This window comes from Chryseolinea sp. H1M3-3 (genome assembly GCF_029360725.1).
In the GTDB taxonomy this organism is placed as follows: Bacteria; Bacteroidota; Bacteroidia; order Cytophagales; family Cyclobacteriaceae; genus Chryseolinea.
In genome coordinates, this window is record NZ_JARKMY010000018.1 from 713,717 (window position 1) to 740,715 (window position 26,999).

Genomic DNA, 26,999 nt, shown 5'->3' on the forward strand with positions numbered 1-26,999 from the left:
TCACGTAAATGATAAACCCTGGCGGAATTAGCGCTATATTACATTACAATGCCTTGTATTTTTAGTTGCTTCTCGTTGTTCGATTTGCATTGATTGACTCTTGCCGTGCTACTGTCGCCCTCCTGCCAGACCTCCGTAACACATAAGAAGTTTGTAAATTTTTAAACCATTTAATATGTGTTTTTCAGCCGGAGCTAGTTTTGGCGCGAGTGCCGTTTTAGGTGCATTGAGCGTTGCCACTCTTAAAAATGTTAAGGGATCAGCGCAAGTACCCTTTGCCATGATTCCGCTTATGTTCGCTGTTCAACAAGCAGCCGAAGGCATGTTATGGATTGGACTCTCAGGAACAGAACACGAATCGTGGCGCCATTTTCCAATATATATTTTTCTCATCTTTGCCCAGCTTATATGGCCCATATGGGTACCGTTATCCATCTGGCGGCTGGAGAAAGACCCGACGCGAAAAAAGATACTTGCCGGGTTATTGTCGATCGGCATTATCATCTCCGTATACCTCTTGTACTGCATGTTTGTTTATGACATTAAGGCGGAAATCCATGAAGGGCATATCCGGTATATTCTTAATTTTCCGTTAGCCTTTGCGGCCATCAGCAGTGTGTTTTATTTTATGCCAACTGTCTTGCCGCTTTTCGTTTCAAGTTTTAAAGGAATGTGGCAACTGGGTCTGGCTATATTGTCTTCCTTTATTGTCACGAAGATCTATTTTGACGAGCATTTAATTTCAGTGTGGTGCTTTTTTGCGGCGATCATCAGTATGTTGATCTTAATTGTGCTCATCCTCTCCCGACGGGAAGCAGATAGGCAACGCAACCTGGAAAATGAAAGCACGCTGTCACAATGATGTAATGCTTATTAAAGCAAAGGAGGTTCGCAAGCCGAGATTATGTCGTATAGGTTTTAAACTCAAAAGGAAGTTCTATAATCTCCGCGTACTCGTGACCCATTGCTTCCATATCATCATCGTCGTCGCGTGCGCACCATATGATTTTGGTTCCTTTAAGTTTTTCCAGCGATAAAAGAATGTCTTGTATAAGTTTGGAAGACGCTGTATTTATATATTCAAGCTTAAGCACTAGTTCCGTAATGGGGTTAGGCTCTTTCTTATACAACTCAATCCATTCAAGCGCGGGTCTAAAAAATTCAACACAATCTTCTGGTAGTGAGCGGCCCTTGATTTCAAATACACCAGTCTCTTTATTGAAGATAATTTCCGGGGTATCATCTGATCCCTCGATGTGCAATGTGTTCATATTAAATGTAGATTAAGCCTTAACTATCAATTTAAGTAATATCTCCATCAAAAACTTCAGTGAGTGTGACGGACGGATGTGAAAAGGCAGCGTTGCTCCGTTGTTGGATGTAATAATCCCAAATCGGTGATGCGCTAATTGGGCATTGTGTTGAATATAGAGATTAATATTACTTACGCTCGCTGCTGTAGATTGAGCAAGAACCCATACCAATTGTTAATTCTTATTAAACCATTGTAAATCAAGGTTATTTTCAGAAAATTTAAGAAGAAGTAATGTCCTACCTTACCTCAACAGATTGATGTTAGATTAATGGAGAAGTCACAAAAATACAAGCACCACGCCTAATCGATAATTTAAGAGTATGGTGTTTTAATCATTTCATTAATTGTATTCTACATCGCCTATACCCTGCATTTTGCCATCCATTTTAACAAGACAAAAACAAAGCTTTCTAATAATCAAATCCTCGTACAAATATTCTCATCTGGCTAATTCCATTTTTCTGGATAATGATCTTGAAGACATTGCTGCGCCCCATGCTAGATCGAACGGGAACAAAAATCGAAAAAATATCCCCGGATTTTATGAAAGTGAAATTGGCGTCTGGGGTTATGACGACTCTCGTTCTCAGGATGGTGCTGGGGATGAATGCAGTGGCGGCGATGATTGATAATTTTTTCGCTGTATTTACTTAGCAAAAGTAAAACTAATGCATTACTTTCACGTTTGTTAAGTAAATATCAAAAAAAAATGAAAGATCATTCCCTAGGTGAATTTGAAGAGCTGGTATTGCTTATGGTTGCTGCCCTTCATCATGATGCTTACGGTGTTTCCATTCTCGAAAACCTGGAGCAGCATTTGCGAAAAAAGCTGAACATCAGCGCGGTCCATGTCGCGTTGAAGCGCATGGAAGACAAGGGGTTTGTTAAGTCAAAGTTCGGAGGTATTACCGAGGAGCGCGGTGGACGGAGGAAAAAGTTTTACGTCCTAACAGCGCTGGGAAAACGCGTCCTTGATTATCAGTATTCACTCCGTACCAGTCTTTATAATCAGATCCCAAAAATTGCTTTCCATTCATGAAACCGCAGCCTCCGAAACATGCGCTAAAGTTTTTTCGCTGGTTCTGCAGAGAGGACTATCTCGAAGAACTGGAAGGAGATCTTACCGAGGTTTTTTACAAAAAGTATGCTGCATCACCTGGTAAGGCGAGACGGGAATTTACTTGGAGCATTATAAAATATTTCAGACCTGGATTTATAAAATCCTTCAAATCAACTCACAATAATTCTTTCGCGATGTATAAAAACCATCTCAAGATCAGCTGGCGAAGTCTACTGAGGCAAAAAATGTATTCTGTTATTAAAGTAGGTGGGCTAGCGCTTGGCCTTGCCGCGTGTTTTTTAATTTCATTATTCATTCTCGATGAGTTACGTTATGACAGTCATTATGCTAATTACGAACGGATCTATCGCGTTGTTGGCGTATTTAATGACAATGGAAATATGTCGAGAGAAGTATGGTTTCCTGCGCCCTTCGCTCCTGCATTGAAACAAGACTATCCAGAAGTAGAACTCTCAGGACGGTATAACGCAAGTGCACTATTTGGCGCGGGGACAGCACAAGTTCGAAAAGACGGCGACATCGAGAATTCCTTTGAAGAGGGAATTGTCTACTTCGATCAATCGCTGCTGGAAATATTTAGCTTGCCTATGGTTTATGGAGACCTAACAACTGCATTAAAAGAGCCGGGGACCATCGTGATCACGCAGCAAATAGCCGAGAAGTATTTTCCGGGAGAAGATCCCACGGGAAAACTTTTAATTGTGAATGATAAAGATACCGAACCGTATAAAATTGGCGGTGTCGTGAGCGACTTTCTTCCTACGTCGCATATTCAGTTTGATTTTCTCATCACTATGACTGGTAGAGAATTTTTTGAGGGAGAACAAAGTACGTGGGATGCTTCCAATTATCCGACGTATGTTTTATTAAGACCGGGGACCGATGCGAAAGCATTGGCGGAAAAAATGATGAAAGGCATCGTCGAGAAATACTATTTACCAGCCATGCTTGCCACCGGACAGATGAGCGAAAAAGATATCCGCGAAATGATGGGGCATGCCCACCTTGAATTGCAGCCCGTCACTGATATTTACCTAGACTCAGACGTAGGTGATTCATTGCAGCATGGCGATATGCGCTTCATCTGGCTATTCGGAACCATCGCCATATTTATTCTCATTATTGCCTGCATTAATTTTATCAATCTCTCAACAGCCAAATCTGCAAACCGGGCGAAAGAAGTAGGACTTCGAAAAGTTGTAGGCTCGTTTCGTGGCAACATCATTACCCAGTTCCTTACGGAGTCATTTCTTTTCAGCTTTCTCTCGTGTGTAATAGCGGTAGCGGTCGCCGTCTTGTTGTTGCCGTATTTTAATATGCTTTCAGGCAAGTCAATCGTCTTGCCCTGGACTGAATGGCAGCTAATGCCTATTCTTTTCATCGTCGTCCTAACGGTAGGAATACTGGCCGGCCTATATCCCGCCTTTTATTTGTCGTCCTTTAAACCGATCCAGGTACTCAAGGGTGACCTGAGCCGGGGAAGCAAAAGTTCCAGCATGCGAAGTACACTGGTTGTGTTTCAATTCACAACCTCCATAGTACTGATCGTAAGCACTTTTATTATTCATCGTCAGATGGATTATATTCTAAACAAGGAATTAGGTTTTGAAAAAGATCAGGTCCTGCTCGTGCAAGGCGCAGGTACTTTGGGCGGACAGATAAACACCTTTAAAAAAGAGTTACTGCAATTACCTCAGGTCAAATATACCTCCGTGAGCGATTATTTACCGATCAGAAATACCAAACGTAATGGGAACAGCTTCTGGAAAGAAGGACGAACAAAAGAAGACAAAGGAATTGGCGGGCAGATATGGCGTGTGGATCACGATTATATTCAAACCATGGGCATGGAGATTGTAGAAGGAAGAAATTTTAATGTCCAAATGGCCACAGATTCGCAGGCTGTTATTGTCAACCAGACGATGGCCAAAAAACTAGGCCTTCAGGTCCCTGTGGGCCAACGCATAACAAATGGCTGGGAAATTCGGAATATTATTGGTGTGGTAAAGGATTTTCATTTTGAATCGCTGAAGGAAAACATTCAACCCCTCTGTCTCGCGATCGGGAACAGTCCCGAGATTGTGTCTGTCAAGACCAGTTCAACGGATATGCATGGTACGCTGGAGGCAGTTGCAAAAGTTTGGAAAAAATTAGTTCCACATCAACCCTTCCGGTACACGTTTCTTGACCAGCGGTACGCTGCCATGTACGATGATGTTAGAAGGATGGAAAGAATCTTTACCAGCTTCGCTGTGTTTGCAATACTTGTTGCCTGCCTTGGTCTCTTTGCTCTTTCGGCATACATGGTTGAGCAACGCGGCAAAGAGATCAGTATCCGGCTCGTACTGGGGGCTTCGATGAACAGTATATTTCATTTGCTTACCGGAAACTTCATCAAGCTTGTAGTCGTGTCGTTTATTATCGCCACGCCTTTGGCCTGGTATATTATGCAGAAATGGCTGGAAGGTTATGTTTACCGGACAGCGATTGGCCTGGACGTGTTTATATTGTCGGGTGCAATAGCAATTCTCATTGCCCTCCTCACGGTAAGTTACCAATCTGTCCGGGCAGCGCTGGTGAAACCCGTGGAGAAATTGAGATCGGAATGATCACGTTATCTTTCAAAGCAGCAGGCAGCGACGTCGCCTCATGTGGGAAAACGACGTAGTGCTATTTTTATCGCATATGGCTAAAATGCGTCAGGATTTGACGCATTTATTATTAGGAGTCTCAAATGACCCTTGTTTTGATCCTGTCGAATACAACACATAACGTTTGCCTATGTTTTTTGTATAATTACCCAAGTGAGGTCATCTTCCTGAGCCCGCTTTTCAGTTCTTTTTTCTTCTTTCGAAAATTTTATCGGCCATTTCCTTTGTAACTCCGAACACCTTACCAGCGGACGCATCTTTCATAAACTGGTCGACATAACGTTGACTAAGTTGCGTATTGTCTTTGTATTTTTTTCTCAGCCTCTCAAGTCTTGCGTGCAGATCTTTTCTCACGTTGGCGTAGGCTGGATCATCGTACACATTTTTTAATTCCATTGGATCTTTTTTTCGATCGATCAATTCCCATTTATCCTCCACAAAATAATAATGGATAAGCTTGTAATCCTTGGTAACAATCGCATAGTGGCGGTTGACCATATGTTCGGCGGGATACTCATAATAGTGATAGTAGACCGCATCTCTTGTCCATTTATCCGATTGACCTGTGAGCACAGGAATAATGCTTTCACCCTGCATATCGGTAGGCGCCGGAATTCCAGCAGCCTCCAGAAACGTCTGAGCGAAATCCAGGTTTTGGACAAGCTCATCGGAACGGCTACCTGCTTTGACTTTTCCAGGCCATGCTACAAGGAGCGGCGTTTTAAAGGATTCATCATAGACAAAACGTTTGTCAAACCAACCGTGTTCTCCCAGGTAAAATCCCTGGTCGGACGTATACACGATGATTGTGTTTTCCATGAGGTTATTGGCTTCAAGGTAGTCCAGCAACCGTCCGACATTTTCGTCAACGGCTTTGATTGTACCGAGGTAGTCTTGCATATAGCGTTGATACTTCCAACGCATTTTATCCCCATCGGTCATGCTTGGATAAGCCTTTTTAAAATCTTCGTTGACCTTGCTGTAGACCTTTTTAAAATTTTCTGCCTGCGTAGGATTCAATCGGCTGAACTCATATTTATATCGTTCTTTGTCAAATCCGATTTCGGGGATTCCAAGCTCATCCATTACCTCGGGAAAAACTTTATTATCGCCAGCCCAACTCATGTGCTTGCGTATATTCATTTCCGCCTCAGCAACGGGAGAAGTTCTGCCTGAATAATCATCAAACAGTGTTGCCGGCTCCGGAAATTTTTTGTTGGTAAATTCCTCTAAATGACGCTCTGCCATTAACCACGAACGATGCGGCGCTTTGTGTAAATACATTAGCATAAACGGCTGATCAGCATTCCGCTCTTTTTTGAGCCAATCTAACGTCATATCCGTAACGATGTCGGTGACATACCCTTCAACCCGGATGTTTCCCTGATGCTTCGTAATAAAATCAGGATTGTAATACGCGCCCTGCCCGGGAAGAATTTTAAACTGATCAAATCCTTTGGGATTGTTTCCAAAATGCAGTTTACCAAACATCGCGGTTTGATAACCTGCCCGCTGAAGCAGTTGTGGGAACGTGATGTTTGTTGTATCAAAGTGAAAATGATTGTCGATTTTTCCGTTAAGATGGGAATGCTTTCCTGTAAGGATAGTTGCACGCGAAGGCGCACATATGGAATTCGTTACACTTGCATTGGTAAAAAGCATACCCATGCTGGCTATTCTATCGATGTTGGGTGTTTGGATCAATCGTTTATCGTATGCCGATATAGCCTGATATGCATGATCATCCGACATGATAAAAATAATATTCGGTCGTTTGGAATTTTGGGTTGCCTGAGAGAATACGCTTTCGATTTGCATCAGAAGCAAAGTGCACAGCGCGACAAAATATTTGACCATGGGGCGTTGGATTGTGTTCAAAAATCAAAATACAGTATTTCCCGATAAAAATTTAAGCAAACCTTCTCAAATCTTTGTTGAGGGCAAGTTATCATCTGAAGGGTTTGATTTCAATAGGCTGCTTCGAAGTCTGTTATCCGGGTGTCTGCGTTTGTTGGCGACGCGTATACTTCGCGAAACGCTAGTTGGGATCTATCAAACTGAAGTTTTTATTTATAAGCGTCTGCATTCAAAGCCTGTTATCCGAGAGCCTGCGGTTGTTGGTGGAGCTCACGCAAGGGGCTCTTCACAACACCAACAACGGCTGGGCGAGTGCTACTTCGAAGTCGGGTTATCCAGATGTCTGCAGTTATTAGTGACGCATACGCTTCGCGCAACAGCGTAGTTGGATCTATTAAATCGAAGTTTCTATTTTTAAGCGTCTGCATTCAAAACCTGTTATCGAGAGCCTGCGGTTGTTGGGGGAGCTCACGCAAGGGGCTCTTCACAACACCAACAACGGCTGGGCGAGTGCTACTTCGAAGTCGGGTTATCCAGATGTCTGCAGTTATTAGTGACGCATACGCTTCGCGCAACAACGTAGTTGGATCTATTAAATCGAAGTTTTTATTTTTAGCGTCTGCATTCAAAGCCTGTTATCCGAGAGCCTGCGGTTGTTGGTGGAGCTCGCGCACCAGGCTCCCGCAACACCAACAACGGCGGGCGCATCGCTTAACAGGGAAGTGTAAGGACAACTATATGGAATAGTAAATCAATACGACTTATCCATGGATTTTTCGAATATTGTTTCGTTACCAGGTCGATTGATCGCCGTAGCAATGATTTTGATTCCCGAGAACGCAGGTAGCGGCTGGGTGGTAACGTATGTCCATTCTTTGGTCCCGGGCTGATATTCAGCATCTCCAGCGTCGATGATACGGTCACCGTCCATGACAGTGATGGTGACCCGAATTGTTTTCAGGTTGTCGAAGACCACCACGGAAATTGTACTTCCGACAGACCCGGCAAATGCGGTTATCCTTACATCTAAAATTTTGGGAGGTATGAGATAGTCGCTTACAGCCTCGGATAATGCACTGCTGAACGGTTTATCGCCAGCCATCTGCTGATATGCAGCCTTTGCTACAGGGTCTTGCATTTTTACTTTCGCATATTCGGTAGCACGACCAAAGCGTTCGCGGTGTGCTATTTGTTTTACAGACAAGACCTGCTCGCTTGTTGACCTTCTTGTTGCTATGGTGACGCCACGTACCACACGAAATACGATTTTCTTTCCAAACTTGCCGCTCATGCCTTCGGTCAAGTCGTTTTCTTTAATAATAGCCATGATAAAATAAAATTTAAGGTTAAGTAATTGATTTGGTATCGCCTCCCGATAGCCGCGGTGTTTCGTAGAAGTGATCCCCAAAAGTATAGCAGCAGGCCGAAACCTATTTTCGGGCTAATTTTTTTCTTAACTATCCCTTCCTTTTTTTAGACTGCCATAATTACAGGTTTGTGAACAAAACCTGACTCTAGCTAAGGGGTAGCTAAGGGTTAGCTCTACTGTCTGTAAACTGACAGGTGGGTTTAGCTAGGTAGGTATTTTGTTCGGGCCACTGGATGGAAGAGATTACTGGCTACGTCGTTGCCTATTATGCATGTTTTATACAATTGGTTAAAGATCCTTCCATCTTAGATTTACGATCAAACCCCTTTTTGATGATCGTTTCGGTAAGGCTAGCTCAAGTATTTTTTGCCATCAGTCTAATATCATGGGCACTTCAGCATTTTATCTTAGGCGAATTTGTTACGGGCAGGCCGCCCCTGTGGCCGGAGGCATTACCCGGCAAATTGCTCTTTGCTTATGCTTGCGGAATTATTTTGCTGGTTGCCGGAATCTCCATCCTTACTCACTGGAAACCTATACTTACCGTAACGTGTGCTGGCATGATAATTTTAGTGTGGGCGGCTTTGAGAAATATCTATGCGTTAATTATCAGCCTTGATTATGGTATTATACTCACGAATACAAACAAAGCGTTAACAATCGGATTTGGTGCGCTACTGGTCGCGTCTACGTTCAGAGATACTGAACCCACAGTGACTAAATCCTTGCTTCAAAGGATCATTGACCGGTTAGCACCTTTGTCGAAGTATTTTATCGGATTGTTTTTACTCGTAAGCGGTATTCAACATTTCCTGTTCGCATCCTTTGTAAAGTTTCTTGTTCCTGCGTGGATTCCCTTTCCGGAGTTCTGGACATACCTGGCTGGGGTGGCCTTAATTGCAGGCGGACTTGGCATCATCACTAATATTCAGCGAAAACTTGCCGCTACGTTATCCGGCTATATGATTTTCATATGGCTGATCGTTCTTCATATTCCACGTGCATTGGGAGCAGAGGGAAATGCGAACGAAGTTACCGCTGTTTTTGAGGCCTTGGCGACGAGTTCGCTTTTGTTTATCATAGCGATGACATCGAATCGGGAGCAAAAGGATGAGGATCTCAGTTCACGTTAGCCTAGGCGGCTAGTACTGATCCTATGGACGGCAAGTTTTACGTTCCTGGATGATCCACACCTCACGGTTTTTGGCCAGCTCGCTTTTTAGGTAATCCGATGGGCCATTGTTTCCACGAATTAATGACTGTTCAAACCACTTTCATATCTCCTGTTCCACTGCTGAAGACAAATTTATCTACGATTTTAGCATCGGTAAATACAGCATTCGCCTTGTCTATTCCTGCCTTCACTGAAATGGTTGTTATCGGTATCGCTTCTTGCATTGGGCGATATTGCTTCGCCGTATCGACGAGCTGATATCCCAATATGTTGTCGAGAAAAACCTCTAATGCTCTTGCGAAAAAATAAACCGGCGTCGTAAAGTTCTTGCCAGAATCTGTGGTGATCACCGTCTTTTTCTTATTGGCAATATTACCGATGGATTGCTGAGAAGAACATGAAGCAATAAGAAAGGCAGTGGCAGCGTATCGTTTATGATTTATCAGCTTAGTGAGTTCCTTATTCCTGATGACGTGGGCCAGGTACTTATTGTCTTTAGTCACCTTGACCCGGCAAGGATTTAACGGTGCCTCTATCAGTTTATTTGTGCGCTTATCAACCAGTGGAATTGTATGCCCGATATAGATCACCAGAGCGTTTTTTGAAAATAATGATGCAGTAAGATCCTTTGTTGCTTTTTTTATATTGCTCCCATCGATGATTACGTGAAGATTGATGCCGAGCATTTCCCATCTGTTTAAAATTGAGTCCTTCACATTTTTTCCGGTAATATACCACTCAATAAAATCGTCGGTTGACTTTCCCGAAGTGATATCGTAGGTACCGAGGTACATATGTAAAAACACATCCGTAATCAGGTTGCTGGCCGGTTGTCCCTGGCCAGTACTTGTTGAACCAGCTTGTTTCGAATAAAGCGGTGCTGGTTTCTGGCTGTTGGTGTAACCACCACCGGGGCTTTGCCCCTGTGCATAGCCGATATCATTTCCCATACGCTACGTCAAGGGATATTCGGGAAGTTTATCAGTCTCATTACGAAGGTAAACCAATTTGGTAGGGATAACGATCTCCCACGGCGTACCGACAAACAGCGCACCTACGGCGTGTTTTAAATTTTGAGTACTCGTCCCTTCGTAATTTCTTTCTACTGTTATATTCCAGGAAGAAGTATTTGTTGCTATAGCCTGTTCGATGCGTACGATGCGATAGATTTCATAGTCAACCAAAATCTCACGGTTGATATCATTTTCGAGGTTCAAGGAATGTATCTCATTGTTAACCAAGTCCCAATAAAAAGTGCTATCGGTTAGTTTAAAAATGTTACTGCCACTTGTAACTTCAATCAAACCAGGTCTGTCTGTGTAATCACATTGCTTCGCTTCCTTTAATTCCTGAATCATGGAAACATATTCGTCATCACCGGACACGGGCGGCATTCCGCTTGAACCCCAAATCTGTCCGGTCTTCAGAAACCAGCTGAAGATTTCTTCCATACCGCGACGCACAGGAACCTGCAGTCTTGCTGCACCGGCCATTAAAAATTTATCAAACAACGGATCGCCTGAGTCTTCGTCTATCAGCTCGGGCCATTTACACTTCCGGGCCCACATACTGTGATAAAACAAATAGGTGAGATAATTCCATTCAAATACCTGTTCGAAAAATTGAATGACAGGCGCATCCTTTTCCAGTTTTTCAAAATTGATCTCCGGATATCCGCAAGGGGACACCCGTTCCATCATCGAACCCATACCATTAAAATAATTGCACATCAGGATGGCAATTACATGGCGTTTTAATTCGTTCCTTTCAATTTCACGGTTCAGAAAGGGATTCCTTCCCTTTATCTGGACCAACGGACTCACCTCACTGTTTGCTGCTTTGAATGCTTCCAGTTTACGATTGTAATCGGCAGCAATCAGGTTATATATTTTCGCCTGCCATTTTTCAAATGCCTCGTCTGTAAGTTTACATTTTAGACTGGCAGTTCCACTCAATGAAAATCCTAACGTGGTAAAGCCGGACAGAGAAAGTGTTACCGCGCCTTGCTCGCCGTTCATAGCAACTGTGCCCGAAGCCGGCCAATTAAAATTAGGTTGACCTCCACCCTGCGAGCGTTCATTCATGAAACGGTGGAATATTAAATCTTTTCCGACGTGTACAGATATTGCTGCTTCGTCGTAAGGGTCGGTACCCTTTGGATGTCCGGTTGAACACAAAATATTATAATCCAGCGCTACAACCTTATATCCATTTGGCACTTCGGGAGACCGAAAATCGTGCGATGAGAATCCAGCAGTTTTCCCCGCATCAGTTTCACTAACGTTTTGACTAAACGCAAATTGAATATAGATCACTTCTTCCGGCGGCTGGATTTCTTCTGTGGTAGCGATGGCGTATTGATTCAAAAAGTCTCCATAGTTAATTCTCGAAATTGCAAGCGGCGTAATAGCCGGCTTTTCGGGTTCATTTTTCTTCTTATCCTGGTCCTTTTTCAGTTGAAACAGTTTTTTAAAAGTTGCAGCGGGCTCGGGAACTATTAAGTCAAACATCATGTGTTTGCTTAGATTGAAAACCTGGGCATGTGTTACCTTGTTGACCCAGTAGTACATTCCAGCCCGATGAGTCGATCCGGCCTGGGTGTTGTCTATGCTATGTTTGTTGACTTCCTCCAGTTCGTTAATGATTTTGCTGATTTGAAGGCGTCTGACCTTTTCTTGTATTTTAGAAACAGAACGATCAATAATTTCTTTTGAATAAGCGCGGGCTATATTTTCTGATTGTGACTTTGCAAAGTCACCTGTAACATTTGCATGTGGATTAATGGTAACAGCCTCGCCATATTTGATTGTCGCTGTCACGCCTGCATCAACATTCACTTTCGAGTCAATGGTGTTTTTAACTTCCGATTGCAATGAAAATTTCTCGCCCACCTGGTGGTCTCTTTCCTCAACCGTAATCGTTTCATTTTCTGATTCAAGTGTATCTTCTGTCCGGTAGAAATTTCTGTGTCTCCGTACCTTTTTTTCACCTGCAAGAATATTTTCAATGTTAGCGATGTCACCAGCTTCGTACCTGGCAAGTTGTTCCTTTACGATAAACAAATCGGCTACATAAGTACGAATGCATATACAATGTCCGTTGGGCGATTGGCACGATTCATTGCATTTGCACTCACAGAGCCGGGCTCCGGCCGCATCGTTGGAAACAGGCGGCTTAGAAATCACAGACCTTGATTTGTCAGGGTTGTTTTCACAACATCTGGATCGTAGTACACCCGTTGGCAGTAATATGGGTAAAACTAATATTTCATTTAAAAGCCTTTCGCCACCTTTAACGCCCCACCCATCCGAAGTGAACGTGATGCAATGTTGATAGACATGACATGTGCGGATGAGGCGTTGATAATCCAACGAATAATTCGAAGGCAGGTCGTTATTGTAGATCGACCAAAGCAAACTGTCTGCTATCCTCCGCCACTCTTTAAGGAGATCAGGTTCCTCGTCTTCCTTGATGCCTTTAACAAATGCTTCAAAATCTATCCACTTGATGGGACGCGCTTTAAATCCGAACCACTCATATAAAGCCAGAAGAATTGGGTGCACCTCACGTGTGCCGTAAATGAAATGCTTTGACTTGTCAAGGCGTTGGAAGATGGCGGCATATGCTGTTTTACCGCATTCAATCTTTTTCAATTCATGTGACAAGTCAGACAAACTGTTGTCGGGGTACAATGGGATACCAACTTTAAACTTTTGTTCCGCGGGAAGTTTTTGAGCTTGTCTTAATTGCTGGAACCGGGTAATTTCTTCCATATACAAATTTTTATGTGCGGTTAAATTATTATTACTAAAGTTGAGCTGGAGGATGTTTACGCGACCTATACAGTAACATGCTTACACCCTTAGTAACGACAACAAAAAGCCCACCCGTGCTAACTTTAAAAAAAGCTGCAACGGATGGGCTCCGTCGCTAAGGTAGAGAATTTAATTTATTTAGGAACTCCCGATGATTAGGGATGTCTTCTGAAACAACAGACCGATTCAAACAGGATTTTGGTTAGTCTGTGTTCGATGTTCTTGATCGATACTTAAAAACTGCATATCGAATATTGACACCCGAACAAGGAATGATGAGCGATCGCAAGTATCCTATACGTTGCAAAAGCACCATCAGTACACATCTGCCAGTGCCAAGGTCGTAAGCATCATCACAATAGACACGGCATACCGGATGCCACCAAACGCTCAAGGCAAAGCAAACGCCATGATGGACCCTGCAGGATTTTCTTTGTCGCCAGCCACTGAGATTGCGACATATTGTTTGCCGTCGCTAAAGTAAGTACTTGGTGTAGCGTTAGCGACGGCAGGCAGGGTAGTTTCCCACAACAGCTCACCGCTGTCTTTATCGTATGCACGAAATTTCTTGTCGTGCGTACCACCGATAAATACAAGTCCACCGGCAGTGACGATAGGGCCACCATAACCTTCGGAGCCCGTCTCAGGCGCACCCTTTTCCTGCAGCTCCGGATGGTTCCCTATAACAACTTTCCACCGATATTCGCCGGTATTCAAGTCGATGGCATTCAACGCACCCCATGGCGGCTTAATCGCAGGTCGACCTTCAACATCATTGAAATGACTAAAGGCGGTAACATTCAAATAAACTGAAGTTGTATCCGCTGCTTTCTCAGGATTGTCACTAACGGCCAGCCTATTCGTATGGACCTCAAACAGGTCAGCTTCTTTTCGTGATGGACGTTGCGAGGTGATATCAAAAAGGTACGCAATGATAGATTCCTCATTTCCGTTGATCAAATTTTCAAATGCCGGCATTCGGCCGCTGCCTTGTTTAATTTTTGATAGTGTAGCCTCCTTTGTCAGTTTGTCTTTAATGTTTTGCAATGAAGGATAATCTGGTTCATTTCCGCGACGATCACGCCCGTGGCATCCGGCACAATGCTTCATGTAAATTGCTTTGCCCTGGTTGAAAGGCGATTGTGCCGAAATATTTTTTTCAGGACTAACTTTTTGCAAATGATCGATTTCGGGAGAGTCGGTTGACTTCACATAAAATGTTCCTGATGCGGGATCGAAGGCACCACCGCCCCAATTGGAGCCGCCGCGTGTTCCGGGAATCATTAATGTACCACGAAGATCGGGTGGCGTAAATAATCCTTCATAGCGCAGCGACCGGAATTTTTTTACGAGAGAATCATGCGCCACAGTCGTATAGCTGGTCAAATCATTTTCAGTCATGTGTTGACGTGAATACGGTGCAGGCTTCAAAGGAAATGGCTGCGTAGGCCACGCTTGCTCCCCAGGTACATATGAAGGGGGCACTTTTCGTTCTTCAATTGGAAATAACGGTATGCCTGTATCACGATTCAGAACAAACAGAAATCCGGTTTTCGTTGTCTGTGCGACTGCGTCGATCTTTTTCCCCTCCTGTTCGACCGTCACGAGATTGGGAGGCGCCGGGAGATCATAATCCCAGAGATCGTGATGGACAGTTTGAAAATGCCATTTGTAAGTGCCCGTTCTTGCATCCAATGCTACAACGGAGTTACCATAAAGATTTTGGCCAATGCGGTCGCCTCCATAAAAATCATAAGAGGGTGAACCGAGCGCTAAAAATACCATACCCCGTTTTTCATCGAGACTCATACCCGCCCAGTCGTTTACCCCACCGACATATTTCCAAGCATCTTCTGGCCAGGTTTCATATCCCGGCTCCCCGGGATGAGGTATGGTATGAAAAGTCCATTCCAGTTTTCCCGTCAATATGTTATAGGCACGAATATACCCCGGTTCAGCTCCATACAGTTCTGAAACTTCTGCGCCGAGTATCAATAAATTTTCAAAAACAACTCCCGGAGAAGTTGGTATTACAGAAATTTTAGTGGGATCACCACGCAATCCGACGTTCATGCTGACCTTGCCGCCTGTTCCGAATGTCTTGATCAATTCTCCCGTCAACGCATTTTGTGCAAAAAGATTATCACCGGCGGTGTAGAGTATGCGTTTGTCATCACCATTTTCCCAATAAGCAACGCTACGGTATACGCCGCCTCCTTCTCCCCCATCAAACGGATCAAACGACCACATTTTTTCACCCGTCGAAGCGTTGATGGCATACAATCTATGCCGGGCCGATGTGGCGTACATTACACCGTCAATGATGATAGGATTGCATTCGCTATTGGAGATTCTTTCTTTACTGCGGGCGTCGTTGGGATAGAAGGTCCACGCTGGCTGTAAATTTTTTACATTGCTTTTGTTAATCTCCTCCAGCGGCGAATAGCTTGTGCTTGCCGCGTCCGCTTTATACATGCTCCAGGTTCTGGTCTTTTGATCAGATCTGCAACCTGCCGCTGCGAATAAAACGATATAAAAAACTACTGAACCGTATTTCCCTAGAAGAAAATTCATTTCATAACTATTTTAACAATATGACTTTTACTTGTCCCGCAGCATGATTGGTGCGTACCTTAACAAAAGAGATGGTACTAAACCAATCCGATAAAGTTTTTCATGACGCGCAAAGTTGTCAAGGAATTAAGATAAGTTAAATTTTGTTTTCTTTTGTCTGTTGCTTCAACAGTTTTATGAATGGAGCGTGGCGATGAAAACACACACACGCTGCTGATTTTTTTGCTTACTTCGTCATCATTTAAGCAATGACAATTTAAGATTAGGAGAGGTTAATGAAATACGTTACGGAAATTTTTCAATTATCGGCGACAGATTTGTCCAACCACCTCGGTTGTCATCATCTCACCCAGCTTAATCGCCTGGTCGCACAGGAAAAAATCAAAAAGCCTGCATGGTATGATCCTTCGCTTGAGATTCTCATCCAACGTGGTCAGGAGCATGAGGCAGCTTACGTCCAGCATTTGATTCGTAAAGGATTAAGTGTTGTCACGCTGCGTGGGCAGTCGTTAACGGCGACGACCGATGCGATGCAGAAAGGTGCTGATGTTATTGTGCAGGCAAGACTTGATCATGAGCAGTGGATGGGCTATGCTGATATACTACTGAAAGTACCTGGTGCAAGTAAATTTGGAAACTGGGCTTACGAAGTTCAAGACACGAAGTTGGCGCAAAACACAAAAGCTGCTACGATTCTACAGCTGTGTCTATATACCGAACTGTTGTCTGAACTTCAAGGAAACTTTCCTGAAAAAATGCATGTGGTGAAACCAGGAGAAAATTTTCCAAGTGAAGAATACAGATACGCTGAGTTTCAGGCATACTACAGGCAGGTAAAGAAAAATTTTGAGCGTATTATGAATGGTCCTGGAGCTACAACGTATCCGGATCCAGTGGAACATTGCAGTATTTGTGCATGGTGGCAGGTGTGCGATAGAAAACGGCATAGCGATGATCACCTGTCTCTGGTTGCGGGGATTCGTTCTCTTCACATGGTTGAATTGCAGAGGCAACAGATCACTACACTGGAACAATTCGCAAACGTGGAGCGCCTTGAGAAACCCGAGCGCGGAAACAAGGAAACATTTTTGCGTAAGCAATCGCAGGCAAAAATTCAGCTAAAAGGAAGGCAGCAAAATCAGTTGTTATTTGAACATTTGCCGGAAGAAGCAGGGCGCGGATTGCATCGCCTTCCCGAGCCAAATGCAGGTGACATTTATTTTGACATTGAAGGTGATGCATTTTATGAAGAAGCCGGATTAGAATATCTGTTTGGCTATGCGTATCATGACAATGGGGCGTTGGTTTATAAAAAAATATGGGCCTCAAATCGCGGCGAAGAAAAAAAAGCGTTTAGTGAATTTATGCAGTTTGTTGCTGCAAGATGGAAGCGATATCCACGCATGTATGTCTATCATTTTGCGCCATATGAGCCAACAGCAATCAAAAGATTGGCGCGAGTGCATGCATTGTTTGAAAAGGAAACGGATGTTTTGCTTCGCGCGGAACGTTTTGTTGACATACACGCCGTTTTCAAAGAGGCATTGCTAGCCAGCGTCGAAACATACTCACTGAAGGAACTGGAAAAATTTACCGGGTATACCCGTAATGTAGTATTGCACGAAGCGAGCAGCGCACGAAAGTTGGTGGAGATTGCGCTTGAACTTCATGCCTTCGACACATTGTCACCTGCAACAATTAAGACAGTTGAAGATTACAATGAAGATGATTGTCTGGCCACAGAAGCATTGCATCGTTGGCTCGAAAAAATACGACAAGATCTTATACAATCCGGAAAGCAGTTTCAACGACCAGAATTAAAAACCGGCGAGGCGAATGAAAATACACAGCAACTGGATACCCGATCCGCTGCGTTGTACGAGGCACTAACGAAGAGACTACCGGAAGATCGGTTAGCATGGGATGAGGAGCATGAAGCCAGGTGGTTGCTGGCGCACCAGTTGGATTACTTCCGCCGGGAAGACAAGAGCGCATGGTGGGAATTTTTCCGGGTCCATGAACTCGAATATGAAGCGCTGCTCGACGAACGGAAAGCAATCGCCGGCCTTCGATTTGTTGAAGAACTACCAAAGGGAAAACGGGAAAAGAATCCAACCCATCGCTATACATTTCCTCCTCAGGAGGTAAATATAGATGAGGATGATGAACTGATTGAAGTAAAGGGTGAAAAGATCGGAACCGTGAAAGCCATCTCGCTTGAAAATTATACCATTGATATTAAGAAAACTGAAAAGAGCATTGGCTTGCATCCTGCGTCCGTACATGTATTAGACGTCATTCGAGCCGGATCGCTTGAAACATCACTGATGGATCTGGCAGCAGCAATTGACGAAGAAGGATTGGGACGAACGTGGCCTTATTATGCTGCAAAGGATCTGTTGATGCGAAGGAAACCAAAAATGCTGGATGGGCACGATGGTGCATATTTGCTGCAAAACGAAGACCTGGTTCATGGTGCAATCCGACTTGCGTTAAGTCTTAACAGAAGTTACCTGGCTATCCAGGGCCCTCCTGGTACAGGCAAGACCTATACAGGAGCAAGTATGATTTTCGAGCTGGCAAAGGCAGGTAAAAAGATCGGCGTAACCGCTGTAAGTCACAAGGTAATTCGAAATCTGGCTATGGCTACCCTTAGGTTGGCAGGAGAGCGAAGTGTGAAGATAAACTTTGTACACAAAGTGAATGAAAAAAGTGATGAGGTGACCGAGGGCATTGTGGAAGTCGACAAATCAGATAAGGCACTTCAGGCTTTAAAAGAGGGGAAAATTGTTTGTGGAACGGCGTGGCTATGGGCGGAAGATAGTTCACGTGAATCGCTGGATTATTTATTTGTAGATGAGGCCGGTCAAATGTCGCTGTCGCACGTTTTAGCAGCATCAAGGGCGACGCAAAACCTCATCTTATTGGGCGATCCACAGCAACTTGAACAACCGCAGAAAGGGTCGCATCCGGAAGGGAGTGATGTTGCTGCATTGAGCTACATTCTCGAAGGCCATCCAACGATGCCGGAAGGGAAAGGATTGTTTTTGGGAGTCACGAGGAGGCTGCATCCTGCGATTTGCCGGTTTACGTCTGAAATTTTTTACGAAGACAGACTGACTTCGCTTGCAGGCCTGGAGAACCAAATCATCAGCGGAGATACAACTTTTGATGGCGCGGGACTTTTTTACATCTCGGTAAGTCACAGCGGTAATCAAAATAAATCACCTGAAGAAATAAAGGTGATTACATCGGTAGTGGAAAATCTTCTTCGATCAGGAAAGTGGACGGACAATACGGGTGTGACAAGACCCCTTCACAAAAAAGATATTCTGATTGTTGCACCATTCAACGCACAAGTAAGCGCACTTCGCGAAAAATTACCGGACATAGAAATTGGTACGGTGGACAAATTTCAGGGACAAGAAGCACCGGTAGTGATTTACTCCATGACATGCTCCACGCCAGAAGATGCGCCACGCGGTATGGCTTTTTTATATAGTCCAAACCGTTTGAATGTAGCGACCAGTCGCGCGAAAAGCATTTGCATATTAATTGCGTCACCACAATTGTTAGCGCCAGATTGTCGAACAATCGATCAAATGCGCTGGGCGAATGCATTGTGCCGGTATAGAGAAATGGCGACGGAGGTTAAAATTTAATGGAAAATTTTATCTCCAATTTAGTATATTAGTTTCATGAAAATTAAGCCTGAAAATGCGTACTTAATTGAATGGGCTATTTATTGTGCTCTTTTTATAGGCTGGTTAATTCACAGGGTTATTATGTATTGAGCAATTTCTTTATTCTCACACTTGTCGTTTCCATAAAACGCTGTCAGTGCACAAGCATCTCTACTTCCTTCTACGCAACGTCATGAATTCGTCTACAATGACCACACTCTGAAATCAAAGCCAAAATGTTAACCTATCCAGGAGTTCATTCTCAAATTGACCGGCGGTGCTCCTGGTGTACATCCTAATAGATTTCTGGCCTTCGGTGCCGTGCATAATGAACATTGAATGGCAGGATGTCGTCAACTGTCCACCCCTTGATGCATAGCCACAGCCAAAGTTGTCCCCACAAGAGTCATCGGTGATTCTATACGCAATGTTTGTATCACCAGGCACATAATCATGTGTTCCATAATAGCTAACCAACTCTGACTTGGTATCGATCTTTGGTTGCCAAGTACAAGGGTCGAATGTAGCCGGATCTTCTCCAGGGTTACTGATATATGAAGTCCTTTCCAGTGTCTCCCGATAAAACAAACCATCCGAATAAAACTCAAACCATTCGTACGCGATAGAGTAGAACAACGAGATTGGTATTTCGACATCATAGTATGGCTGTTGGTTGGCATCATACTTAGGGCAGTACGTATTTAAACAGCAATCCTTAAACGTGAAGTTATTCGGATACGTCTCGCCGCGGGCATTAAGATTTACCAACGAATCTTTCATATTTAGAATCACGGACCATTCCCAATGCCATGAATGCTCTAAAATATTGCAGCTATCAACCGAAGGATTTTCCACCGTTAGAATTCGTTCAATGATATCGATCGGTTGCCCATTATCATCGTACGCGGTTATCTCTATCGGTACTTCGACTGCACCTGAGGAAATCTCCTCTTCAATTTTCTCCGGATCAATCTCGAAGATTATCACGGATACTGTATCGCTTTTTTCTTCAGTATCAATGCGAACATCATAGTAAAAGGAAGAACCTTTTGCAGCAAAGAATATTCCCTTTACAGGTCTGGACTCAGGATGCGAAATGCGAATAAGGTCCTTTATTCCCGGTATCGTGTAGATCGTATCCTTGCTACTGGTCTTAATCAACGAAGTATTTGCTACGGTCGGCACACTTCCTATCACTTTGGTGACTTCCGTAAATGAAAATGCCTCAAGCACTGCATCGGCATCTTCCGGCGAAAATTCTTCTTCGGTTTCCTCTTCTTCTTTGGGCGTCACTTCGTCCTCAGCAGGATCAGAACAGCAAAACAGAAACAACAATGCCAGCACAGAGAGTCGTGCAGCACCCAGCCAACACATAGAGGTTTTCATATATTTTTTTACACTAAAGTAGCCCGAGTTACATGGCTGTCACACTCTCGCTAAGTGACTGGCGGCATTCGTTAAGTAGATGGCGGAAAAGGGTAAGTGATTATTTGGTGAGGCTACAGGCGGTTCAATAAGGACAAGAATTCATCCTTTCGTCGTCTTGAAATATCCACATGATGATCATCCGTAAGAATTACATACCCACCTTCTCCCCTAACGTAGCGTTTCACATGACGGAGGTTGATAAGGAAGGAATTGTGCACCCGGCAAAATCCTGATTCTGATAAAAGATCTTCAAAATCTTTCAAAACCCGGGTGACAAGTTTTGTCTTCCGGTTGGTAAGATAGATCATCGTATAGCAACTGTCTGCTTTACAAAAGACGATGTCTCTTACATCAAAAAAATCGATGCCTTCGGCGCTGGGAACAGCTACCCGATCAATACTGCCTGATTTATGTTGGGCGTTGTGTAGTGCTGACTGAACAGAAAAATTATTTTGACTCTTCCGTTCTTTCACGCGTGTTATCGCTCTGACAAGCTCGTCCACATCTACCGGTTTAAGAAGATAATCCAGTGCACTAAATTTTATCGCTTTGATGGCATACCGGTCGAACGCGGAGACAAATATCACATCAAAGGAAACAGAAGATAATTTCTCCAATAATTCGAATCCAGACATACCGGGCATCTGAACGTCCAGAAACACTAAATCAGGTTTTGATTGTTTGATTGCTTCCAAGCCCTCCAAAGGATTTGAGCAGGCACAACTTACAGAAATTTCCGGGCAATACTTTTCGATAGCTTCCTTCAAATCTTCAAGCCCGTCTTTTTCATCATCGATAAGAATTGCGTTAATCATGTGTTATAAAATTTATGACAGTGGAATGCAGATTTCAATACGTGTACCCGTGGCGACATTAAAAGTGTCATTCAGATCAACAATTTTCACCAAATCCTGTAAACGTTCTTTGCCAATCAGTCTTAGTCTCTCCTCCGTAATTTTGATACCTATTGATTTCGTTTTATCGGAATTATTTTCTTTAAACGCTTCAGACATTACTCTACCCACTCCGTTATCTTCGATGGTACACAATAAGGCCTCATTGTATTCTTTAACCGCAATTTTTATCCGACCCTGCTCATCGACGTTCTTGTGCATCAATCCATGCCAGATTGCATTCTCCACGAAAGGCTGCAGAACCATTGGTGGAAGAAATGTGTTTTCCTTTTCAATTTTTTCATCAACAAAAATTTCGTATCCAATCTTGCCTTTGAAACGTAATTCCTCCAGTTGAATGTAAGCTTCAATCAAAGCCAATTCATTCTGCAGCGATACGCGATTAGCCTCACCGTTCTCCAAGATCAACCTCACCAATTTTGAAAACTTCTTCAGGTATAATGAAGCGTTCTCATTTTCTCGCTTCACAATCATGCGATTGATCGAGTTAAGGCAATTGAACAAAAAGTGCGGATTGATCTGTGAACGAAGCGCCTTCATCTCCAATTCAGTCAATTGTTGCTTGAGGTTTACTTCTTTGATTTCATTATTTTTTTTCGTTAGCAACAAACGCTGTCGAAAAATGTAAATAGTAAGGGTTGACAGGATAAACAGAATTACAAAGCCAGCGATAAAAATCTTCGTAATTATCGATTGACGTTGTGCTGCCATTTGTTGTATTTCCTTCTCTTTGGCGAGCAGTGTAATTTGTTTTTCCTTCTCCGAAACGTCGTATCGTATCTCGAGTTCATTTACTTTTTTGATTGTCTCTTCGTTCAAGATGCTATCTTTAAAAATCTCATACTGTTTAAAGTGCGCCAATGCCTTCTGAGGATTACCAACACGCTCATACAGGGTAGCCAAATTGCTATGTACATCGCGTTGCATAGGCTTTGATCCGATTTGGCGAGTTAATTCAAGGGCTCTTAAAAGATAGGGTTTTGCCTCCTCAAATTTTTTCAATTGAAGATAACCCCGGCCCACACCAATCAAGCTGCGTGATAAATCTTCCGGGCGGGAAAGTTTTTCACGAATTGCCAACGCCTCCTGATGATAAATTAACGCACTATCATATTGTTTCATTTTATCAAAAAGATAGGCAAGATTTGCCAGGGAGAAAGCAATGCCCGATGTCTTTCCGGTAGCCCTATCAATCTCTAATGCCTGCAGATAATATTTTTTTGCTTCGCCAAAATTTTCAAGCATTGAATGTGTGTTGCCGAGGTTTACAAGCACATCTGTTTTGTCACTCAGGGCGTTAAGCGAATCAAAAATTATTAAAGCCTGGCTGAAGGTCCGAATTGCGTCTTGATATGCCGCTGTCTCTTTCAATATAATCCCGATAACATTTAAAGTATAACCAACACTGTAGTAATTACTGTCGGCTTCTTCAACGGCGAGACTCCTATAATATGCGGCCAGGCTTTTTTCATAATTTCCATAATGTGATTGGACGACACCAATTAGATAAAGCGCTCCGGCCACCCGTGACGAATCTCCCTTATGCTCATAGTAGAGAAGATATTTGTTAAGGTGACTTAAGGCCTTAGGGTAGTCAGTCTTTAAACGGGCTATTATTCCATGATAGTAATGCGCTCTTATGATACCTGTGCTATCCTTGAGTTCTGTTGCCAATAACTGCACACTATCTGCGTAGTAGGCGGCTGAATCCGGTAGGTCTCTTTTTAAGTAATCCCAGCAAATTTTGCTATAGATGTTAACTTTTTCAGACTCCGCTGACGTTGCCTTCAAAAGATTCAACAAACTATCCAAATTCGATTGAGCACTTAAAGACAACGTGGACCCCATCATCAACAATAAAGCTATCAATCGAGGCATAACGTAACTATTTAATCGCAATGATTAAGTCACCCATTTATCAAATAAAATATTCTCGCACCCCTCTATCGAATACAATACACTTTCAATTTATCACTTTTCGCTTGGAAAATATAGGCGCAAAATGAGCTAAAAGAAAGAACTTTTAATAGGGATAGATTTAGCCCGGCGTCATGCGCCAACTACGCCGTTGATGAAGTTTTTTGCATACTAAAATTGTAAGGACGTATACATGAATCCCTTCCTTTATGGCAATACGCTAAAGTTTTGCTAAATATTCTTTTGCCTTTCCAAGATGTTCATCATCCAACTGCACAAAGGGTCGTCCGATGCCTGTTGTAAGCAATTGGGAAATGCTTTGTAATGTTTGGTCCCAGCCTTGTTCACAAACCGCCCAACATTCTACTGTTGGGTTTAATCCGATATGCGTATGTTTAAGTATGGTAACAGCGTCACCAGGCTCAATTTCCCAGATGATGGTGTTGCCAACCCATTCAGCCTTGTTTTTGAGGGGTACCATTCCAGGTGGAACTTCGATGTGTTGATCTATGCATAGCCATTCAATCTTCCTATCCATAACTACTTCAATTATTCTCATGGTTTTGAAAGTAGTACCAAAGCGAACTGTGAATTCATCACCGTTGCTTTTAGATAACCCTGCAAAATCCTTTGACCACCAGTCCGGTATACGCTCAGTGACTGCCTCAAATACTTCACGGGGTGGAGCGGCTACAATGATCGACTTTTGATAATTGGAGTTTTTCATTTCTTCTTGTTTTAATAGTAAAACCTAATTTTGTAACTGTTCGGTTACAAATATATAAGTAACCGATCAGTTACGCAATGTCTTTACAGATATTTTTTTTGATAATTGGAACTGCTTAATGTTAACATTTACCGATATGCATATAAGTAACCGTTGAAGGTTGGTACATATATAGTACCGTCATACCCGATGGTTATGCCTACAGAGAAAAAAGGAAGTCCTGGTAAATGTTCGCGATCAAGTTCTTGTCCTGACCGTACATCGATAATTACTAAATCATATTTCAATTGCCCAACTTTAACTGTGGCGTAAGCCAGGTTGTTTGCAGTTTGTGTAACAATTCCTCGATTTTGCAAAGAGTCGTTCCGCCAAAGTAATTCAGCTGATGTTCCTTTGTCTCTTATGGCCAAAAGGCCTGCATTTTTGCCGCCTGCCGGGATGATCAATCCTTTTGGTGATGTGGACTGGCTACCACCCGGTTCATACCCGATATTGAATGACCAAATATTTTCTCCGGAGCCGGCGTCAAGTGCGTGAATTGAAACATCATTGTCGTTTACGTAAACTTTTGAACCGTCAATGGAGAGGTCAGGGCTTGACGCGCTACCTCCTGACAAAGATTGATTTGTCCACAATGCTGTAACAGAAGGCACCGGGTCTTCCGCGTATACCATAGCCGTTAATGATGCCTGAGCCGTTCCTGGCGCCCAAAAAGTAAAAAAGAATCTTCCGGAATGTAGATCAAACGCCAGAGTGTTTGCGCAGGGACATTTTTCCGAGCCACGCATACAGGCTATCGGATCAAAATCAGAAAGTGTTGAATCATTTGGTATCAGGCTAACGGGCTGCATAACAGTCTCACCCGTTTCGCGATCCAATACATATATTCTTCCGATATGCGTAATAAAGATCAACCGACCGGTTTGGGTAAACTGCGCGGATAACGGAAAACCAATGATGGGGGTTTTCCATAACAATGTTCCTGTATCGCTAAAGGCGTTCATGGCGCTATCATCGGCAATAAAAATTCTGCCTTCGTTATCCAATAAAGCAGATGACGCGACAGCGTATTGGTTTACCTCATCAGTACACCAGATAATTTCTCCTGTATTGGCATCCAATGAATACAGATGACAACCATCGGCACTTGTGGTAATATAGACATGCCCTTTTGCATCTGATGTCGGTCCCAAATTTATCGTTCCATCAAATTTCTTTTGCCAAGCCAAAGACACTTTGCCTGGTCCCGTTTCATTAGAATAATCTGAATTCCTGGCGTCGGCGTGAACCGCTGACCATCCCAACCCATAGACGTTCGTCGAATCGTTTTGAAATGAATTAGAATCGTGGCAATTAATATTGAATAGGGCTATACTGATCACCAGTAATTTTTGAACAAGCCATTTCCAGGTAGTCTCTTTAATTATTTTCCTTCCCTCATTTCCGTAGCTGCGTGTTTTTAATCTTCTCGTAATCCTTTTCGGGAGTTCATCAAAGTACCCTTTAGGTGCGATAAAAATAGTGGTGATATCTAACTTTTTCATTTCCATATTTTATTTGCATAAACATGGAGCGAAGAAATAATGATAGTCGTTTGTAGGTAGTACAAAGTAGTGCGACGCTGAATAAATCAACATTGAAACGTCATTATACGCCAGAGAAGTTAATATTCATGGTCATAAGTGTAGCTCGAAAGTCTTAGGAAAGTACTTCACATTAGCGCAAGAGAACCCAGATGAGTCCGTGCGCAGAATAACTCTGATGGATTTTTCAACGGTAAAAAATGAAGGTTCTTGAGTAATGCCGATTACCTCAAGCTTTGTAATCGTTTGGGTTGTTGGTTCGCCAAACGCGGGAGCTGTTCTCAGGATTTCAGCATCGGCTTAAAGCTAGCAACTACCAGTGACAAGGCTGCTGCCCACGTTGACCCATTATTAGTTCGGCATGTAACGGGAGGGAATTTTCAGTTGATCAGATTCGCGGTCCCATATAATGGAATTTACTTTCCATTTCCCATCAACGTAAATCAGTTGTATCAAATTTATGCCCTTTCGAGTCGCTTCTTTATCCTTAAATGAAAACCTTATCTCATACGTACTTAATCGTTGCGCAACCTTTCCGAATATATCCGTCTCACTAAAAATTTCCTTTTCGTCCACCGCCTTCACGCCTTGTTTAGCGATGTTATTCCGGACACCTTCAATGTATTGTGCGACAGTCCATATCTGTGGAGCGGTACCGAAATTTGCAATCAGCCTGGAGTCGGCAGCGAAGAATGTTTCGATCTTGGCGGCATCTTTCCACTCACCGTCATCAAATGAAAGTCCTTTGTACAAATGCTGAACGACCGAATCAATTTTTTTGAGGTCGGTATTTTGTTGCGCATGGGTTGTACAGCACAAAGCGAGCAATGACAAAGTCAACATCAATTTCTGATTCGTCATATATACTTATGATTTAGATAAGGTTGTAATATCATTTTTTCCGTCCGCCT

General features: G+C 43.2%; 19 protein-coding genes. 7 read left to right on the forward strand and 12 right to left on the reverse strand.

Annotated features, from left to right (window positions below):
- The first annotated feature begins 175 nt into the window (after positions 1–175).
- Positions 176–862 (forward strand): DUF6629 family protein, encoded by a 687-nt coding sequence (locus P2W71_RS27035; protein WP_276374573.1) that lies wholly within the window; start codon positions 176–178, stop codon positions 860–862.
- A 40-nt stretch (positions 863–902) separates the two neighbouring features.
- Here P2W71_RS27035 and P2W71_RS27040 read toward each other — a convergent pair whose 3' ends face one another.
- On the reverse strand, positions 903–1,271 hold the full coding sequence (locus P2W71_RS27040; RefSeq protein WP_276374574.1) for a DUF1987 domain-containing protein: 369 nt from the start codon (positions 1,269–1,271) through the stop codon (positions 903–905).
- A 418-nt stretch (positions 1,272–1,689) separates the two neighbouring features.
- Here P2W71_RS27040 and P2W71_RS27045 point away from each other — a divergent pair, with 418 nt between their 5' ends.
- The 3 genes from P2W71_RS27045 (at position 1,690) to P2W71_RS27055 (ending at position 5,005) form a co-directional block, all read left to right on the forward strand.
- Entirely contained in the window at positions 1,690–1,944 is a 255-nt protein-coding gene (locus tag P2W71_RS27045) for a hypothetical protein (RefSeq protein WP_276374575.1), read from the forward strand.
- Between the two features lie 80 nt (positions 1,945–2,024).
- On the forward strand, positions 2,025–2,354 hold the full coding sequence (locus P2W71_RS27050) for a helix-turn-helix transcriptional regulator (RefSeq protein WP_276374576.1): 330 nt from the start codon (positions 2,025–2,027) through the stop codon (positions 2,352–2,354).
- Positions 2,351–5,005, forward strand: a complete 2,655-nt coding sequence (locus P2W71_RS27055) for an ABC transporter permease (protein ID WP_276374578.1) — start codon at positions 2,351–2,353, stop codon at positions 5,003–5,005. Before P2W71_RS27050 ends, P2W71_RS27055 begins: the two co-directional genes overlap by 4 nt.
- A 222-nt stretch (positions 5,006–5,227) precedes the next feature.
- On the opposite strand, the gene P2W71_RS27060 is transcribed toward P2W71_RS27055, so the two are convergent.
- Positions 5,228–6,865, reverse strand: coding sequence for a sulfatase (locus P2W71_RS27060; protein ID WP_276374664.1), 1,638 nt, complete (start codon positions 6,863–6,865; stop codon positions 5,228–5,230).
- A 37-nt stretch (positions 6,866–6,902) separates the two neighbouring features.
- Between P2W71_RS27060 and P2W71_RS27065 the strand changes: the two genes are divergently transcribed.
- Entirely contained in the window at positions 6,903–7,289 is a 387-nt protein-coding gene (locus P2W71_RS27065; protein WP_276374579.1) for a hypothetical protein, read from the forward strand.
- Positions 7,290–7,655: 366 nt separating this feature from the next.
- Here the strand turns inward: P2W71_RS27065 and P2W71_RS27070 are convergent, their stop codons facing one another.
- Complete coding sequence (locus P2W71_RS27070; protein WP_276374580.1) at positions 7,656–8,231, reverse strand: hypothetical protein; 576 nt, start codon at positions 8,229–8,231, stop codon at positions 7,656–7,658.
- A 275-nt stretch (positions 8,232–8,506) separates the two neighbouring features.
- On the opposite strand from P2W71_RS27070, the gene P2W71_RS27075 reads away from it, so the two are divergent.
- On the forward strand, positions 8,507–9,406 hold the full coding sequence (locus P2W71_RS27075; RefSeq protein WP_276374581.1) for a DoxX family membrane protein: 900 nt from the start codon (positions 8,507–8,509) through the stop codon (positions 9,404–9,406).
- Between the two features lie 130 nt (positions 9,407–9,536).
- Here the strand turns inward: P2W71_RS27075 and P2W71_RS27080 are convergent, their stop codons facing one another.
- The 3 genes from P2W71_RS27080 to P2W71_RS27090 form a co-directional block, all read right to left on the reverse strand.
- Positions 9,537–10,397 (reverse strand): hypothetical protein, encoded by an 861-nt coding sequence (locus tag P2W71_RS27080; protein ID WP_276374582.1) that lies wholly within the window; start codon positions 10,395–10,397, stop codon positions 9,537–9,539.
- Positions 10,398–10,400: 3 nt separating this feature from the next.
- Positions 10,401–13,220 carry a hypothetical protein gene (locus tag P2W71_RS27085; protein WP_276374584.1) on the reverse strand — a complete coding sequence of 940 codons (2,820 nt, stop codon included), beginning with the start codon at positions 13,218–13,220 and terminating at the stop codon, positions 10,401–10,403.
- A gap of 432 nt (positions 13,221–13,652) precedes the next feature.
- Positions 13,653–15,836, reverse strand: a complete 2,184-nt coding sequence (locus tag P2W71_RS27090; RefSeq protein ID WP_276374585.1) for a PQQ-binding-like beta-propeller repeat protein — start codon at positions 15,834–15,836, stop codon at positions 13,653–13,655.
- 275 nt (positions 15,837–16,111) lie between these two features.
- On the opposite strand from P2W71_RS27090, the gene P2W71_RS27095 reads away from it, so the two are divergent.
- Entirely contained in the window at positions 16,112–19,498 is a 3,387-nt protein-coding gene (locus P2W71_RS27095) for a TM0106 family RecB-like putative nuclease (protein ID WP_276374586.1), read from the forward strand.
- Positions 19,499–19,744: 246 nt separating this feature from the next.
- Here the strand turns inward: P2W71_RS27095 and P2W71_RS27100 are convergent, their stop codons facing one another.
- The 6 genes from P2W71_RS27100 to P2W71_RS27125 all read right to left on the reverse strand — a co-directional run bounded on the left by P2W71_RS27100 (position 19,745) and on the right by P2W71_RS27125 (position 26,949).
- Positions 19,745–20,905, reverse strand: coding sequence for a hypothetical protein (locus P2W71_RS27100; protein WP_276374587.1), 1,161 nt, complete (start codon positions 20,903–20,905; stop codon positions 19,745–19,747).
- Positions 20,906–21,018: 113 nt separating this feature from the next.
- Positions 21,019–21,762, reverse strand: a complete 744-nt coding sequence (locus tag P2W71_RS27105; protein ID WP_276374589.1) for a LytTR family DNA-binding domain-containing protein — start codon at positions 21,760–21,762, stop codon at positions 21,019–21,021.
- Between the two features lie 12 nt (positions 21,763–21,774).
- Positions 21,775–23,739, reverse strand: coding sequence for a tetratricopeptide repeat protein (locus P2W71_RS27110; protein ID WP_276374590.1), 1,965 nt, complete (start codon positions 23,737–23,739; stop codon positions 21,775–21,777).
- Positions 23,740–23,998: 259 nt separating this feature from the next.
- Positions 23,999–24,505 carry an SRPBCC domain-containing protein gene (locus P2W71_RS27115; protein WP_276374591.1) on the reverse strand — a complete coding sequence of 169 codons (507 nt, stop codon included), beginning with the start codon at positions 24,503–24,505 and terminating at the stop codon, positions 23,999–24,001.
- Positions 24,506–24,633: 128 nt separating this feature from the next.
- Entirely contained in the window at positions 24,634–26,049 is a 1,416-nt protein-coding gene (locus tag P2W71_RS27120; RefSeq protein WP_276374592.1) for a PQQ-binding-like beta-propeller repeat protein, read from the reverse strand.
- A gap of 390 nt (positions 26,050–26,439) precedes the next feature.
- Complete coding sequence (locus tag P2W71_RS27125; protein ID WP_276374593.1) at positions 26,440–26,949, reverse strand: hypothetical protein; 510 nt, start codon at positions 26,947–26,949, stop codon at positions 26,440–26,442.
- Between the last annotated feature and the right edge of the window lie 50 nt (positions 26,950–26,999).